This window comes from Bordetella muralis (genome assembly GCF_054781015.1).
The window spans coordinates 884,678-899,284 of record NZ_BAAGVF010000006.1 but is presented as its reverse complement, the minus strand read 5'-3'; the positions used below and the strand labels follow the sequence as shown (position 1 = coordinate 899,284).

Annotated in this window: 14 protein-coding genes; 12 read left to right on the top strand and 2 right to left on the bottom strand. The window is 59.9% G+C overall.

What is annotated here, in order from left to right:
- Positions 1 to 238 precede the first annotated feature (238 nt).
- From ACYVIT_RS15110 to ACYVIT_RS15055, 12 genes are all read left to right on the top strand, one after another.
- Positions 239 to 3,142 (top strand): monovalent cation/H+ antiporter subunit A, encoded by a 2,904-nt coding sequence (locus tag ACYVIT_RS15110; protein ID WP_415807284.1) that lies wholly within the window; start codon positions 239 to 241, stop codon positions 3,140 to 3,142.
- Positions 3,142 to 3,486, top strand: a complete 345-nt coding sequence (locus ACYVIT_RS15105) for a Na+/H+ antiporter subunit C (RefSeq protein WP_415807283.1) — start codon at positions 3,142 to 3,144, stop codon at positions 3,484 to 3,486. Before ACYVIT_RS15110 ends, ACYVIT_RS15105 begins: the two co-directional genes overlap by 1 nt.
- Positions 3,483 to 5,108: a monovalent cation/H+ antiporter subunit D gene (locus ACYVIT_RS15100; RefSeq protein ID WP_415807282.1), complete on the top strand. Its 1,626-nt coding sequence runs from the start codon at positions 3,483 to 3,485 to the stop codon at positions 5,106 to 5,108. The genes ACYVIT_RS15105 and ACYVIT_RS15100 overlap by 4 nt, the downstream gene beginning before the upstream one ends.
- Complete coding sequence (locus ACYVIT_RS15095) at positions 5,108 to 5,584, top strand: Na+/H+ antiporter subunit E (protein WP_415807281.1); 477 nt, start codon at positions 5,108 to 5,110, stop codon at positions 5,582 to 5,584. The genes ACYVIT_RS15100 and ACYVIT_RS15095 overlap by 1 nt, the downstream gene beginning before the upstream one ends.
- On the top strand, positions 5,581 to 5,862 hold the full coding sequence (locus tag ACYVIT_RS15090; protein ID WP_415807280.1) for a K+/H+ antiporter subunit F: 282 nt from the start codon (positions 5,581 to 5,583) through the stop codon (positions 5,860 to 5,862). The genes ACYVIT_RS15095 and ACYVIT_RS15090 overlap by 4 nt, the downstream gene beginning before the upstream one ends.
- A complete protein-coding gene (gene mnhG / locus ACYVIT_RS15085; RefSeq protein ID WP_415807279.1) occupies positions 5,859 to 6,191 on the top strand; it encodes a monovalent cation/H(+) antiporter subunit G in 333 nt (110 codons plus the stop codon). Before ACYVIT_RS15090 ends, mnhG begins: the two co-directional genes overlap by 4 nt.
- A 126-nt stretch (positions 6,192 to 6,317) precedes the next feature.
- On the top strand, positions 6,318 to 6,884 hold the full coding sequence (locus ACYVIT_RS15080; RefSeq protein WP_415807278.1) for a hypothetical protein: 567 nt from the start codon (positions 6,318 to 6,320) through the stop codon (positions 6,882 to 6,884).
- 57 nt (positions 6,885 to 6,941) lie between these two features.
- The gene (locus tag ACYVIT_RS15075; protein ID WP_415807277.1) at positions 6,942 to 7,790 is read left to right on the top strand and encodes an HAD family hydrolase; all 849 of its coding nucleotides are present in this window, start codon (positions 6,942 to 6,944) and stop codon (positions 7,788 to 7,790) included.
- Positions 7,783 to 8,277: a tRNA adenosine(34) deaminase TadA gene (gene tadA, locus ACYVIT_RS15070; RefSeq protein WP_415807276.1), complete on the top strand. Its 495-nt coding sequence runs from the start codon at positions 7,783 to 7,785 to the stop codon at positions 8,275 to 8,277. The genes ACYVIT_RS15075 and tadA overlap by 8 nt, the downstream gene beginning before the upstream one ends.
- Positions 8,274 to 9,266, top strand: coding sequence for an LD-carboxypeptidase (locus tag ACYVIT_RS15065; protein ID WP_415807275.1), 993 nt, complete (start codon positions 8,274 to 8,276; stop codon positions 9,264 to 9,266). Before tadA ends, ACYVIT_RS15065 begins: the two co-directional genes overlap by 4 nt.
- An 85-nt stretch (positions 9,267 to 9,351) precedes the next feature.
- Positions 9,352 to 10,626, top strand: coding sequence for a YcxB family protein (locus tag ACYVIT_RS15060; RefSeq protein WP_415807274.1), 1,275 nt, complete (start codon positions 9,352 to 9,354; stop codon positions 10,624 to 10,626).
- Between the two features lie 29 nt (positions 10,627 to 10,655).
- Positions 10,656 to 11,210 carry a hypothetical protein gene (locus ACYVIT_RS15055; RefSeq protein ID WP_415807273.1) on the top strand — a complete coding sequence of 185 codons (555 nt, stop codon included), beginning with the start codon at positions 10,656 to 10,658 and terminating at the stop codon, positions 11,208 to 11,210.
- 386 nt (positions 11,211 to 11,596) lie between these two features.
- Here ACYVIT_RS15055 and ACYVIT_RS15050 read toward each other — a convergent pair whose 3' ends face one another.
- Together ACYVIT_RS15050 and ACYVIT_RS15045 are read right to left on the bottom strand one after the other, a co-directional pair.
- Positions 11,597 to 12,394: an enoyl-CoA hydratase/isomerase family protein gene (locus ACYVIT_RS15050; protein WP_460478223.1), complete on the bottom strand. Its 798-nt coding sequence runs from the start codon at positions 12,392 to 12,394 to the stop codon at positions 11,597 to 11,599.
- A 79-nt stretch (positions 12,395 to 12,473) separates the two neighbouring features.
- Positions 12,474 to 14,546 (bottom strand): TRAP transporter large permease subunit, encoded by a 2,073-nt coding sequence (locus ACYVIT_RS15045; RefSeq protein WP_415807271.1) that lies wholly within the window; start codon positions 14,544 to 14,546, stop codon positions 12,474 to 12,476.
- Positions 14,547 to 14,607: the final 61 nt, after the last annotated feature.

Below are 14,607 nucleotides of genomic sequence, written 5' to 3'. Positions count from 1 at the left end.
CGCGAAAAATGCACTTAAAGCACTGATCAACCATAAAAATCACTTACATCGCCATGCGAACCTTACAAGAATCTGATATTTTTCGGGGTGGATACTTGATTGGCGCTTGTCGGCAGCGTGACACCGGATCGGCGGTGTTGCGGCAACGATCGGTTCAATTTCGCATCTGTATAACGTCACCCCGGTCTGAGATCTGGCTCCTGCCCAAGAGCCAGGCCGCCGGCCCTCCCGGAATACCATGTCGCTGATTCTCATACTCGCTCTGCCGTTCATCGGCAGCCTGTGCGCCGCGCTGTTGCCTTCCAACGCCCGTAATGCCGAGGCGTGGTTGGCAGGCCTGATGGCACTGAGCTGCTTCGTCCTGGTGGCCAGTCTCTATCCTCAGGTCGCCGATGGCGGAGTGGTTCGTGCCGATCTGGAATGGGCACCGGCGCTGGGCCTGCAGTTCACGCTGCGTATGGACGGTTATGCCTGGTTATTCGCCTTGATTGTCTCGGGCATGGGCGCATTGGTGGTGCTCTATGCACGCTATTACATGTCGCCCGAGGATCCGGTGCCGCGGTTTTTCTCGTTTTTCCAGGCATTCATGGGGGCCATGCTGGGCGTGGTGCTGTCGGGCAATCTGATTCAGCTGGTGCTGTTCTGGGAAATGACCAGCCTGGCGTCGTTCATGCTGATTGCCTATTGGCATCATCGCCAGGATGCCCGGCGCGGTGCACGGATGGCGTTGACGGTCACAGGGGCGGGCGGCTTATGTCTCCTGGCTGGCGTCTTGATCCTGGGCCATATCGTGGGCAGTTACGACATGGACCGGGTACTGGCCGCGGGTGACGTGGTTCGCGCTGATCCCTGGTATCCCGCCGTGTTGGTGCTGGTAGCGCTCGGCGCGCTGACCAAGAGCGCACAATTCCCGTTTCAGTTCTGGCTGCCCAATGCCATGGCGGCGCCGACACCGGTTTCGGCCTATTTGCACTCGGCAACAATGGTCAAGGCGGGCGTGTTCCTGCTGGCGAGGTTTTGGCCGGTGCTCTCGGGCACAGAAGAATGGTTCTGGATCATTGGCGGAGCAGGGCTGTGTTCGCTGGTGCTGGGCGCCTATGCCGCGATTTTCCAACAGGACATGAAGGGCGTGCTGGCGTATTCCACGATCAGCCATCTCGGGTTGATCACCTTGTTGTTGGGGATGAACAGTTCGCTCGGCCTGGTCGCCGCGATCTTCCACATGGTGAACCACGCCACGTTCAAGGCATCGCTGTTCATGGCGGCCGGGATCGTCGATCACGAGACGGGTACGCGCGATCTGGGCAGACTGAGCGGGCTCAGGCGCGCCATGCCGATTACCGCGACCTTGGCCGTGGTGGCGGCCGCAGCCATGGCGGGCGTGCCGCTGCTCAACGGCTTCATTTCCAAGGAAATGTTCTTTGCCGAGACGACCTTTGTCAGTGGCGATCCGATGATTCAATATGGTCTGCCCGCGATGGCGGTGCTGGCCAGCGCGTTCAGCGTGGCCTATTCGCTGCGTTTCATCCTGCAGGTGTTTTTCGGTCCGCCGGCAAAGGATTTGCCACGCGCGCCGCATGAGCCGCCGCGCTTCATGCTTGTGCCCAGTGGTCTGCTGGTGCTGATGTGTCTGGTCGTGGGCGTCATCCCCGGGCTGACAGTCGGCCCCTTTCTGCATACCGCAGCACAAAGCGTTCTCGGTGCTGACATGCCCGAATACAGCCTGGCCGTATGGCATGGGGTGAATCTGCCACTGGTGATGAGTTTTGTCGCCATGCTTGCGGGCATTTTGCTGTATGCCGGATTGCGTGCGCGTCAGCGTGCGTTGCCAGGGCAGGTGCCATTTATCTACCGCTTCGATGGCCGGCGCACGTTCGAATTTTTGTTCGACTATTCCAGCGTTGCCGCCAACTGGGTGCTGGGCCGTGTCTCGTCGCCACGCATGCAGATCCAGATGGTGCTGATCGTGCTGGGCGCGCTGCTCGTGGCTTGGCTGCCATTGCAGCGCGGTCAGTGGAACGACGCGCCGTCGCCCATCACGCCGCTGGATCCTGCTTTTGCCGTGCTGTGGGTGGTGGGTGCGATTTGCGCGGTAGGGGCGGCCTTCCAGGCCAAATACCATCGGTTGGCAGCATTGATTCTGGCGGGCGGGGCAGGCCTGGTGACCTGTCTGACATTTGTCTGGTTTTCCGCGCCCGATCTGGCATTGACGCAATTGGCGGTCGAGGTCGTAACCGTCGTGCTGTTGCTGCTGGGGCTGCGGTGGTTGCCGCGCCGTATCGAGGGCGGTGGCCTGGATGGGAGCGCCCGCGCCCGTGCACGCCGCGTGCGCGATCTGGTGATTGCCACGGTGACGGGCACGTCCCTGGCCACCTTGGCCTATGCCATATTGACCCGTCCGCCGGGGCAGACAGTGGCCTCGTATTTTGTGGAAAAAGCCTTGCCCGAGGGCGGAGGCACCAACGTGGTCAACGTGATTCTGGTGGATTTCCGCGGTTTTGATACCTTTGGCGAGATCACTGTCGTTGGGATTGTCGCGCTGACGGTGTATGCCTTGCTGCGTCGTTTCCGGCCAGCGGCGGAAAGTGTCGATCTGCCGCGTCAGCAGCGTGACCAGGGGGAGCCTGTCGTAGCGCCCGATATCCAGGCACTGTTGCCGGAGAACGCCTTGGCCCTGCCTGCCGTGCTGGTGCGTCTCCTGTTGCCGATTGCGGCGATGGCGTCGGTGTATCTGCTTTTGCGTGGGCACAATGCGCCAGGCGGCGGCTTTGTTGGCGGCCTGGTCATGGCAACCGCTGTGATTTTGCAATACATGGTGGGTGGCGTGTACTGGGTGGAGTCGCGCAGCCGCCTGAATCCACAGCATTGGATCGGTTTGGGCCTGCTGTGCGCGGGCCTCACTGCGGTGTCGGCCTGGTTCGCCGCGCGTCCCTTTCTATCGGCCATGGCGTGGGATGTTTCCTTGCCCCTGATTGGCCACGTCCATCTTTCCAGCGTGTTGTTCTTTGACTTGGGCGTATACATGCTGGTCGTGGGCGGCACCGTGCTCGTGTTGGTGGCCCTGGCTCACCAATCCTTGCGCGCACAACGCAAGGCGGCCGCAGAAGCTCAAGCCGCCGCAGAATCCGGGAGTCCTGCCTAATGGAATTGATATATGCCATCGCGATTGGCGTGTTGGCTGGCTCTGGCGTGTGGCTGATCCTGCGGCCCCGCACGTTTCAGGTCATCATGGGGCTGACCTTGATGTCCTATGCCGTCAACTTGTTTATTTTCGGAATGGGACGGCTGACCGTCGGCCGGCCGCCTGTCATTGATCCTGCTGTCACGCCGGATCCGGCCGCCATGGCTGATCCCGTGCCGCAGGCGTTGGTGTTGACGGCCATCGTGATCGGATTCGCAACCACCGCATTGTTTCTTGTCGTATTGCTGGCTTCTCGCGGGTTGACTGGCACCGACCACGTTGATGGCAGGGAGTCGGAATCTTGATTGATTGGTTGCAACACGCGCCTATATATCCCATTGCCGTCCCGCTGATTGCGGGCGCGGCGATGTTATTGCTGGCGGACAAGCGCCGGGGTTTACGGGCGGGGATTGCGCTGGCGGCCAGCCTCGCTCAGCTCGCGGCGGCGATCACGTTGCTGGCACTGGCTGGCGGTGTCGGCGGCGTCTGGCCCAATGGCATAGGCGTGTATCTACCCGGAGATTGGCCGGCGCCGTTCGGCATCGTGCTGGTTGTTGATCGATTGTCGGCCGTCATGTTGACATTGACGGCCGTGCTCGGCTTGGCTTCGCTGATCTATTCCCTGGCGCGCTGGGACCGCCTGGGCGTGCATTTTCATTCGCTGTTCCAGTTCCTGTTGATGGGCCTCAATGGGGCATTCCTGACGGGTGACCTGTTCAACTTGTTCGTGTTTTTCGAGGTCTTGCTGGCTGCGTCGTATGGTCTGATTCTGCACGGATCGGGGGTGGCGCGGGTCAGTGCCGGCCTGCAATACATTGCGGTCAATCTGGTGGCGTCGTTCCTGCTGCTGATCAGTATTGCGCTGATCTATGGGGTCACGGGCACCTTGAACCTCGCCGATCTGGCTGTGCGCGCTGGCGTCCTGGGGGGCAGCGATCGCTTGTTGTTCGAGACCGGTGCGGCGGTGCTGGGCCTGGCGTTTCTGGTCAAGGCCGGGGCCTGGCCGCTGAATTTCTGGCTGGTGCGCGGCTACAGCTCAGCCAGCGCACCGGTAGCGGCCGTGTTCTCCATCATGACCAAGGTCGGCATCTACGCCCTGTTGCGCATCGGTTCGCTATTGTTGCCCACGGGCGCGCCGGCGGCATTCAGCCTGGACTGGATGTTTGCTGTTGGCCTGGCGACCTTGTTTTTTGGGGCCATCGGCTTGCTCGCGACCCAGCGACTGGATCAGTTGGTCAGTTATTGCGTGATCCTTTCCGCCGGCACGCTGCTCACCGCGTTAGGCATGCCGGGCGTGCGGCTGACAGGGCCGGCGTTGTTCTATCTGCTGAGCTCCGTGCTGACCACGGGCGCATTTTTCATGCTGGTCGAGTTGGTCGAGCGCACGCAGACTTTCGGGGCGAACGTGTTGGCGGTCACGCTGGATCTGTTCGACCTGGATGATCCAGAGAGCCCGAACCGTTCCGATGATGTAGTGGGTGTGGCTATTCCTGCGGCAATGGCCTTTCTGGGATTGGCGTTTGTCTCGTGCGCGTTGCTCGTGACCGGGTTGCCGCCATTGTCCGGTTTTGTGGCCAAGTTCTCGCTCCTGTCCGCGGCGGTTGCCGAGGCCAATACCTCGACCCAGCCGGCGGATGCCTGGATCCTGGTGGCTGCCGTGTTGACGGCGGGGTTGGCAGGCATCGTGGCGTTTGGCCGCGCCGGGATGCGGATTTTCTGGGGCAACGAGGAACGCACAACGCCGCGGCTGCGTGTGTTCGAGGCGGGGCCGGTTGCCGTGTTGATTCTGTTGTGCGTCGCACTCGCGGCGGGCGCAGGGCCGGTGTCGGCTTATCTGGATGATGCGGCGCGCTCGCTCGATCAACCTGCGCTATACATCGATGCGGTGTTGTCGGCCAACCCGGCGCGTACCTTGGGGGGGCATTGATGCGGCGTTGGTACAAACTCCTGCTGCCTGCGGCATTGCTCGTCCTGTGGCTGTTGCTCAACGAGTCGCTGTCTGTCGGGCAGATCGCATTAGGCTTGGCGCTTGCGCTGTGGCTCGGTTTTGCGTCCAGCCGCCTGCGCCCGCTGCGCGGGCGTCCTCATAAATTATGGTTGCTGCTGGGGCTGAGTTGGCGCGTGGCGATCGACATCATCCGGTCGAATATCGCGGTCGGTAAACTGATCATTGCCTATCGGCGCGAGTACACCCCGGGATTTGTGCATATCCCGCTGGATCTGCATGACCCGCATGGCCGTGCGTTGCTGGGCTGCATCCTGACCTATACGCCGGGCACGGTATGGGTCGATGTGTCCAACAATATTCTGACATTGCATGTGCTCGATCTGGAAAACGAAGCAGCCTGGGTCGAGTTGGTCAAACAGCGCTACGAGCGTACCCTGATTGAGGTGTTTCAGTGAACCTTGTTCTATTCTGGGCCGCATCCTTTGCCTTGTTGTGTTTTGTCTTGGGCATGGCGTGTGCAACGGTGCGGCTGGTGCGCGGTCCCACCGCGCAGGACCGCGTGCTGGCGTTGGATGCGTTTTACATCAATGGCATGTTGGCCATGCTGGCCTTTGGCATACGGTCAGGTACGCCGGTCTATTTTGACGTGGCCTTGCTGATCGCCTTGTTCGGTTTTGTCGGCTCTACCGCAATGGCCAAATTTTTGCTGCGTGGCGAGGTGATCGAGCCATGAACGTCGAGATTCCATTGTGGGCGGGCATCCCGGCCAGCATCTTGCTGGTCGCAGGGGGCGTCATTTCGCTGATCGGCTCAGCCGGGCTACTGCGTTTCAAGGATTTCGTCTCGCGTATTCATGCGCCGACGCTCGGTAATACCCTGGGCGCGGTTTGCGTATTGCTGGCGTCGATTCTGGTGTTTTCCTCGATACAGCAACGTTTCGTGATCCATGAAATTCTCATCATATTGTTGCTGTTCATCACCTCGCCGGTGACGGCCATGTTGCTGATGCGCGCAGCGGTCTATCGCAGCCGGCGGGACCGCGGCGATTTCAACGCGGAATAGGGCGGTTACATCGTCCGAATCTGCTAGTGTTTGTAACATCTGCACGCCTTCTGGCTTGCCGCTTTGGCGTACTGTAAAAACTTAGCTGGGCGCAGTAGCGGCTCGGCCAAGCTGAAGGAGCGGAAAATGAACCTACGTATGCACAATCGGTATTGCAGCCTGGCATTTGCGACGTTGAGCGCGTTGGGCGGGATGGCAGGGATTTCTGCCGCCAACGCGGCCGATGCACCGACGGCCGCCTCTATCCAATCTCAGTACGAATATGACGTGCAGCGCTGCAACAGCGGCCAGACCAATCAGAGCAAGGCCGTGTGCCTGCAAGAGGCAGGCGCGGCGCGCGATGAGGCGCAGCGCAAGCGGCTCGACGATGGCCAATCGGCGAATTACAGTAACAATTCCGTAGATCGTTGCACGAAATTGCCCCAACCGCAGCGTCAGGATTGCCTGCAGCAGATGCAGTCTCCGTCCACGGTAAAAGGCAGTGTAGAGAGCGGCGGCGTTCTGCGTGAAACGGTGATCCAGGTGCCCCCATCTGAGACGGGCACGACGCCGGGGACTTCGGGTGCCATGCCCGGTAGCTCCACCGCGCCGGGTACGGTCCCAGGGGCTGCGCCGGGCAGCTCGACGACACCAGGCACGGTAACCACGCCACCTGCCGGGACACCCGCGACACCCGTGCCCGTGCAGCAATAAGACGGCAGAGTCGGGATCAGGCAAAATGTCGCCTATTACCGACTCTTTGCCGCATCCATGTCTGACGTCATCGCCCTGATATTCGATTTCGACGACACGCTGGCGCCGGACAGCACATCTGGCTTCCTCGACAGCCTGGGGGTGGATACGGCTGCGTTCTGGAAAGACAGAGTCGGTCCGTTGCTCTCCGATCAGGATTGGGACCCGGTGCCGGCGTATCTGTACGAGATGATCGAACTGTCGCGCAGTGGCGCGCACGGTTTGATCACGCAACAGCGATTGCGAGACTGGGGCGCCAGACTGCCCCTGCATGACGGTGTCCCGACACTGTTTCAACGTCTGCGTGCCGCGGTTCGAGCCGAACACCCTCAAGTGCAACTGGAGTTTTATTTGATCTCCAGCGGCATCGGCGATGTAGTGCGGTCCACGCCCATCGCCCACGAATTCACCGAGATCTGGGCATCGGAGTTTGTGTACGGCTCCGACGGCGGGATCATTTTCCCGCGTCGCCTGGTCAGCTTTACGGACAAGACCCGTTATCTATTCCACATCCAAAAAGGCATCATCGGACGCGAGTTTCGCAACAAGCCTTTCGAAGTCAACCGCAAAATCCCCGAAGACCGCCTGCGCGTCCCGTTTGACCAGATGGTCTTTGTTGGCGACGGCTACACCGACATTCCGTGTTTTTCCTTGATCCGCAAAGCCGGCGGGTTCGCCTTCGGCGTATGGGACCCGAAACACCGCGACAAACGCAGTCGAGCATGGGGCTTTATCGAAGAAGGCCGCGTGTCGAATTTGAATCAGGCTCGCTACGGCGAAGACGCCGAGCTCTATCAATGGCTCGAAGAGGCCGTCACCAGTCTGGCCGGACGCATCGCACTGAAATCCCGGGTGTATCGTGGTTGATGAGGTGACGCTGGCGTCGCCGGCGGATGAACGATTCATGGCTCTGGCGATCGAGCAGGCCGAGGCTGCATGGCGCGTGGGCGAAGTCCCCGTCGGCGCGGTCGTCGTCGATGCAGAGGGTCAAGTGCTTGGCACTGGTTATAACCGCACCATTACCGATAGCGATCCCACAGCGCATGCAGAGATCGTCGCATTACGCGCGGCCGCGCGGCATTTGGACAATTACCGTTTACCTGGGTTGAGTCTGTACGTCACGCTGGAACCCTGCGTCATGTGCATCGGCGCCATGTTGCATGCGCGTTTGGCGCGCGTCGTCTACGGCGCTTCCGATCCCAAGACCGGCGCCTGCGGCAGCGTGCTGGACGTCGGCGCGGTAGAGCGATTGAATCATCACACGACTGTTATCGGCGGCGTGTTGGCGCAGCCCTGCGGCGATATGCTGCGGCGGTTTTTCCGCGAACGCCGCATAAAGGAATCTGCTAAATGAGTACCTCTATACATCCTGCACACGGACACGATGGGCATGATTGCGATGATGATTGTGGTCACGATCATGACCACTCGCATCATCATCATGCCAAGCCTGCCGGCGGGATTTATTTGATTTCGCCTTCGTCTGCGGTGCGTGACCCGGACACAGTGGCGTTGGCGTGCGAGCGCCTGGCACAAGAGGGATTCAAGACTGCGGTGGATCGCGCCGCCTTGGCGGTGCACCAACGTTTTGCCGGCACGGAAAAGCAGCGCTTGGCAGGCATCACTCGCGCGTTGAAGCAAAAACATCCGATTGTGATGGCCACGCGTGGCGGTTATGGGCTCAGCCGTTTATTGCCTCAGATCGATTGGCGCGCTGTTGCGGATAGTGGCAAGCGTTTCGTGGGCTTGAGCGACTTCACGGCGTTCAATCTCGCCTTGCTCGCGCAGACGGGTGCGGTCAGCTACAGCGGCCCGACAGCCGTCGCGGATTTTGGTGGTAAAAAGGTCGACGATCTGACGGCTGCATTGTTCGGTGAGATCATGCGCGGCGAGCTCGAGATCCTCAGTTTTGAGACACAGGACGCTGATTCCGTCGATGCGCGCGGCGTACTGTGGGGCGGTAATCTGGCGACCTTGATGTCCTTGATGGGCACGCCATATATGCCTAAAGTGCGCGGCGGCATTCTGTTCATTGAGGATGTTGCAGAGCATCCCTATCGAGTGGAGCGCATGCTGGCTCAACTGTGGCAGGCGGGCATACTGCAACGCCAAAAAGCCATCGTATTTGGTCATTTCACGGACTATCGGTTGGCGCCGCATGATGCCGGGTACGACATGCCCGCCGTCGTGAAATGGCTGCGCAGTGTCGTCAAAGTCCCCGTCATCACTGGGCTGCCCTACGGGCACATCCGCACCAAGGCAACGCTGCCCATTGGTCAAAAGGTCGGCATCGCTACCGAGACAGGTATGGCGCATTTGGTGATCGACGAGCATCAACATTGAGACGGGCTCTGCGGTTCTGAACCTGTATCGTCGAAACTGATATCGAGATAGACATAAACATTCACGATGCCGAACTGAACCAGCGATGACGAGCACGAACACGACACCGTCTATTCAAACATCCGGAACCTCAGCATCGTCAGAAGCCTTTGTCGTTGAGTCCTCGATCGAGTTGCCCGAGCGGCTCGCGGGCTCACTCTTTGTCTATGCAGATCTGTTTGAGGCCGCCCGGCGGCGGTTGCTATACATTCTGTTCTGGGTAGTGCTTCTGTTGGTGGTGCTGATCGGTTTCTCGTCCTGGCAGGATAGCGGTGATCAAGGCTTCGGCGCCTTTGTTTCCCGTTTGGGCGGCAAGCTGTTTGGCTTGGATGGCCTGGTGATCCTTCTCGTTGTCGTGCCGACGCTGGCCTACTATGCGATCCAACCGATGATCTTTCGACGCCGGTTAAAGCGTTGGTGCCACGATGAACAGCTCGATCGGCCTATGGCCGTCACCTATCGCTTTGAGCCGGGCGGCATCACTGCGTACACGCCGGGACACTGCAGCGCTATTGCTTGCCAGCGCATCAACGGTTTGACCGAGGGGAACACGCATTTCTTCATTCGGCTAAAGGATATCGAGGATGTCCTTGTCTTGCGGCGCAGTGCATTGTCCGATGAACAGATCGTACGCATCAAGACATGGGCTGCATCGTGCCAGGTTGGCGGCGCTGGGGAAGCCCGGGATTTTCAGGGACTGGAAGATCAAACTGACTCGCAGCCATTGATGACTGTGCGTTTCGAGCAAACTGCTGCGGATCGCGCCATCGCACTCGGTTGGCAAATGGAGCGTCCCGGCATGCGCCGACGCCGCCGCCGAGGCTTTGCGCTGGCCTTTCTAGTGACTGCACTTATTTGGCCGGCGATTTTGGTCTTTTTCTGGTTGCTGGATGCAGACCGCGTTCCTTTTCGCTATGCGTTTCCGCTTTTCCTCCAGATGCTTGCGAGCTCTGTTTGGCAGTATGTGCTGGGTTTTTGGGCAATCATTGTTGCCATCATCGTCTTGCACCCGTGGGCGAGGGGCCGGCATGTGCACCGGCTCGCCGAGCAACTGCACAAACGGATGCGGGTCTATGAGCAAGAGGTGCGGCTTTATGAGGACAGGCTCGACATTTGGCAAGAGGGGCTGCTGAATCGTTTCGAGATGATCAGCTTTGAGCGCGTCGAGCGGCGGAGTGAGCATTTTCTGTTGCTGCGGCGGGTCGGCGAGCCGGTGATCGTGCCGTTACGTGCGTTTGATGACGATAAACAGGCTGCTTTCGAGCGTTTTGTGGCGCGTCGTATTGACGAGGAAAACCATCGACTGGAGGCGGGCGTATGAGGCATCCTGTTGCCGCTCGCGTTATTGCGATGCTGGCTTTTTCGTTGGCGGCGATGGGTTCATGGGCTGAGACCGTTGTTATGCCCAATGGACTGTCGGTTGAGCTTCCCGAGGGCTGGTCCTTGAAGGGTTCGCCGCAGGGCATGCTGGAAAAAAGCGGGCTGCGCCGTGTGCAATTCGTTTGCGAGACCGAGGCCTGCGAGCAGACGCAGGAGACTTGCACGATCTTGATGCGTAATGAGTCGCTGCCAGGCGAGGACGATGCGGACAAGCTGCGTGAATATTATGCGTCGCCGTTCAAGCGTTATTTCCGTCTGCGGGCGGTGCTGCGTTCGACTGGGCCGGATGCTGATATTCGCCAACCGCTTGAATTGGTGCGGATCGGCGATCGGGAATGGTACCGGGTTGAGACGGATGCGCGGCACAATTATCGATCAGGGGTGTTTGCTGAGACAGTGGTGAATGGGCGCTATGTGGGCGGGATTTGCAAGTCTTGCGAGACGGGGGAGGAGCGGCATCTTGGGGGGATGCGGATCTTGATGAGTTTGAAGTCTCGTGGTGCTTTGGGGGATGACGCGGAGTAGGTGTGGGGCTTTGGTTGGTGTTTTGGGCTGATGCAGATGGTCTTTCTTGACGCGTCCCTGCCAGGCGCGTGTGGGTGGCGCCGGCCCTATCGCCGCGACTCGGCCCGTGACCAGGGGCCTCGGCCTCGCTGCGCGAGGCTAAATCGCGGCTCAACGGGCCGGCACCACCCACACGCGCCCGGCAGGGACTCGCGATGAAGGCTGACCATGGTTACAGGGCAGAACAGGTGCCACTTTGTATGATGTCGGAGCGATCAGCAAAGCGACGATGCGCCAGTTTGATGCCATCTGCATGGGAATTCATGTAATGGCTCGGCGACGCGATATTGCCAACAACGTGAGAAGGCCATTTGCGTAGAACTGCCCCTCAGGACACGTGCCAGCGGCTAGGATGGTTCTTGGTCGGGTACCCAGGACGGTGTGCGTTTTTCCAGGAAAGCGGCGATACCTTCCCGGCCGTCGGGAGTCGCGCGCAGCGCGGCCAGGCGGGTGGCGGTGTCTTCCAGGATGGCGTCGTCGATGGGGGGCTGAGAGACGTCATGGATCAGACGTTTGGATTCTTTCAGTGCATTGGGCGAGGCCAGCATGAGTTTGCCGAGTAATGCATTGATGTGTGCGTCCAGTTCTTCGGCTTCGCAGATATCGTGAATGAGGCCGATGCGCCAGGCTTCGGCGGCATCGAAAGTCTCTGCTGTGAGGAACCAGCGGCTGGCGGCTCGGGGGCCGATGGCGCGCAGGACGTAGGGCGAGATCATGGCGGGGATGAGGCCCAGGCGCGTTTCGGTGAGGGCGAAACGCGTGTCGCGGCTGGCGATGGCGATGTCGCAGGCGGTGGCCAGGCCGAGGCCACCGGCCATGCAGGCGCCATGTACGCGCGCGATGGTGGGTTTGGGGCAGGTGTAGATGGTGTGCAGCAGGGTGGCTAGCGCCAGCGCGTCGGCGCGGTTGTCGGCTTCGCTGGCCTGGGCGCTGTGGCGCATGGCGTTGAGGTCGGCGCCAGCGCAAAAGACTTTGCCGTGGCCTGCCAGGACGATGGCGCGTATTTCGCTATCGTCGGCGAGTGTCATGAATGTCTCGGTCAATTCGGCAATGAGACGCGCATCCAATGCGTTGCGCACCTCAGGGCGGGACAGCCAGATGACAGCGGTTTGCGGACCATAGGCTACTTCCAGCGTTTGCAGCATGTGAACGGATTCCTTTAATGGTTCAAAGCATGGTCGCAACGATGCGGCACGTGCAGCAGGGGTGCATCGCTCGTCGATTTCAACGATACAACACTGTCGGCAGCCAAAGCCCGATGCCCGGGAACATGTACAGCAAGAAAATCGCCACAACCTGGATGCCCATGAACGGCAGCATGCCCAAGAATATCTGATTCAAGGTGACATGAGGCGGCGATATGCCTTTCAGATAAAACGCAGACATGGCGACCGGAGGCGAGAGGAATGCGGTCTGCAGGTTCAACGCCACGAGCAGGCCAAAGAACAGCGGGTCGATCTGGAACGTGATCAACAGCGGCACGAATATCGGCATGAAGATGACGATGATTTCGGTCCATTCCAATGGCCAGCCCAGCAAAAAGATGATGATCTGCGCCAGCAGCATGAATTCGATCGGCGTCAGTCCCAGCGATAGCACCCATTCTTCGATGATGCGTTGGCCGCCCAATAGCGCAAACGCGGCGGAAAAGATCGACGATCCCACGAATAGCCAGCACACCATGGCGCTAGTTTTTGCGGTCAGGTAGACCGATTCTTTCAGCACGGGCATGTTGAGCCGTCGATAGGCCAGCGCCAATAACGCGCCGCCCATGGCCCCCATCGCGGCGGCTTCACTCGGGGTGGCGAGTCCGAACGTGATGGAGCCCAATACCGCGGCAATCATCAATGCCAGGGGAAAGAACGACCCCATCAGCATCTTGAAGATTTCCAACCGCGCCCAGGTCAGCAGCAGATAAAAGACCGCCAGGATGGCCAGGCAGATGCCGAAGAATATCCAATAGCCGGTGGGAGCAGGGACCCTTGCCGGGCCTGTGTCGGACGGCGACGATGCCGCGCTGGCCGTACTGGCAGCTGTAGGATTAGTTGCCGCAGCGCTGCCCGGGGGCTCACTCAATCCGGAAGATGAGGCACCTGGAGGCTCTGCGACACCACTATTGGCGGGCGGCTCCGCGACGCCATTGTTCATGGGAGGTTCTGCCAAACCACCATCCGCAGGCGGCTCGCTTAATCCGCCTTCCATCGGCGGTTCACTCAAACCTCCCTCAACAGGCGGTTCAGCCAATCCCCCTGCCATCGGAGGCTCAGCGAGTCCACCATAGTCATCGCCGCCGCTGCCCAACCGCAACTCATCAGGGATCTCATACACCGTCGGCGGTTGCGTCACCAGGTAATAGACCGACCCAGTCAACACCGCGAACGCCAGCAATGGCGTCAACGCCAACATCGTGTATCGCGACAGAAATCCGAACGATACGCCGGCATTGCGGCGACCCTTGAACAGGGTTCCCAATAGTCCGTTGACAGCATGGGTATAGCCTTGGCGCGCTATTGCATCAGCCTCTGCAGGCAGGGCAATACGCCGTTCTTCGGCCGTCAATGGCGGCGCCATATCGGGCCGCAGTTTGGCGACAAGCATGACGTACAGCACATACAGGGCGGCCAGCATCAGGCCCGGAAAAAGCGCCCCGGCATACAACTGCACGACCGACACGCCCGTCGTTGCACCGTACACGATCAACATCACCGACGGCGGCAGCAGAATACCCAGGCATCCGCCAGCGGTAATCGAGCCGGCGGTCAATCGAACGCTATAGCCGGCCTTTAGCATTGCCGGCATCGCCAGCAACCCCATCAACGTGACCACAGCACCCACGATGCCTGTGGCCGTCGCAAATATGGCGCACGTTGCGAGCGTCGCCACTGCCAATGCGCCGGGTAGTCTGGACAACGCCAGATGCATTGACCGAAACAGCTTTTCAATCAGGTTCGCACGTTCGACCAGATAGCCCATGAACACAAACAACGGCACCGAGATCAACGCATCATTGGTCATCGTGGCGTATGTTCGCTGCACCATCAAATCCAAGGTCTGATGAATCGAGCGCTGCACATCCGGATTCTGCAGGTAATACGCGAGAAACGTGAACAACACCCCCATACCCATCAGCGTAAACGCCGTCGGAAAGCCCAACATGATGGCGACCACAATCAACGCCAACATCAACAACCCCAAATGTCCCGTCGTCAGATCGTGCCATGGTGTCAAGAAACCTATCATCGCCAGCACAATGCCGATACACGTCAAACCAAACCACAGTGCTTTGTGAATTTTCATTTGGTGCGCTCCTGGTCATTGGCGGAGCGGCCTGATTTGCTGCGTGCTTCGTCTGTCACCG

What these genes read in the sequence shown, in the direction of transcription:
- ACYVIT_RS15110 (WP_415807284.1), top strand. Translation starts at nt 239, where the DNA reads ATGTCGCTGATTCTCATACTCGCTCTGCCGTTCATCGGCAGCCTGTGC.
- ACYVIT_RS15105 (WP_415807283.1), top strand. Translation starts at nt 3,142, where the DNA reads ATGGAATTGATATATGCCATCGCGATTGGCGTGTTGGCTGGCTCTGGC.
- ACYVIT_RS15095 (WP_415807281.1), top strand. Translation starts at nt 5,108, where the DNA reads ATGCGGCGTTGGTACAAACTCCTGCTGCCTGCGGCATTGCTCGTCCTG.
- mnhG (WP_415807279.1), top strand. Translation starts at nt 5,859, where the DNA reads ATGAACGTCGAGATTCCATTGTGGGCGGGCATCCCGGCCAGCATCTTG.
- ACYVIT_RS15080 (WP_415807278.1), top strand. Translation starts at nt 6,318, where the DNA reads ATGAACCTACGTATGCACAATCGGTATTGCAGCCTGGCATTTGCGACG.
- ACYVIT_RS15075 (WP_415807277.1), top strand. Translation starts at nt 6,942, where the DNA reads ATGTCTGACGTCATCGCCCTGATATTCGATTTCGACGACACGCTGGCG.
- ACYVIT_RS15065 (WP_415807275.1), top strand. Translation starts at nt 8,274, where the DNA reads ATGAGTACCTCTATACATCCTGCACACGGACACGATGGGCATGATTGC.
- ACYVIT_RS15060 (WP_415807274.1), top strand. Translation starts at nt 9,352, where the DNA reads ATGACGAGCACGAACACGACACCGTCTATTCAAACATCCGGAACCTCA.
- ACYVIT_RS15055 (WP_415807273.1), top strand. Translation starts at nt 10,656, where the DNA reads ATGCTGGCTTTTTCGTTGGCGGCGATGGGTTCATGGGCTGAGACCGTT.
- ACYVIT_RS15050 (WP_460478223.1), bottom strand. Translation starts at nt 12,394, where the DNA reads ATGCTGCAAACGCTGGAAGTAGCCTATGGTCCGCAAACCGCTGTCATC.
- ACYVIT_RS15045 (WP_415807271.1), bottom strand. Translation starts at nt 14,546, where the DNA reads ATGAAAATTCACAAAGCACTGTGGTTTGGTTTGACGTGTATCGGCATT.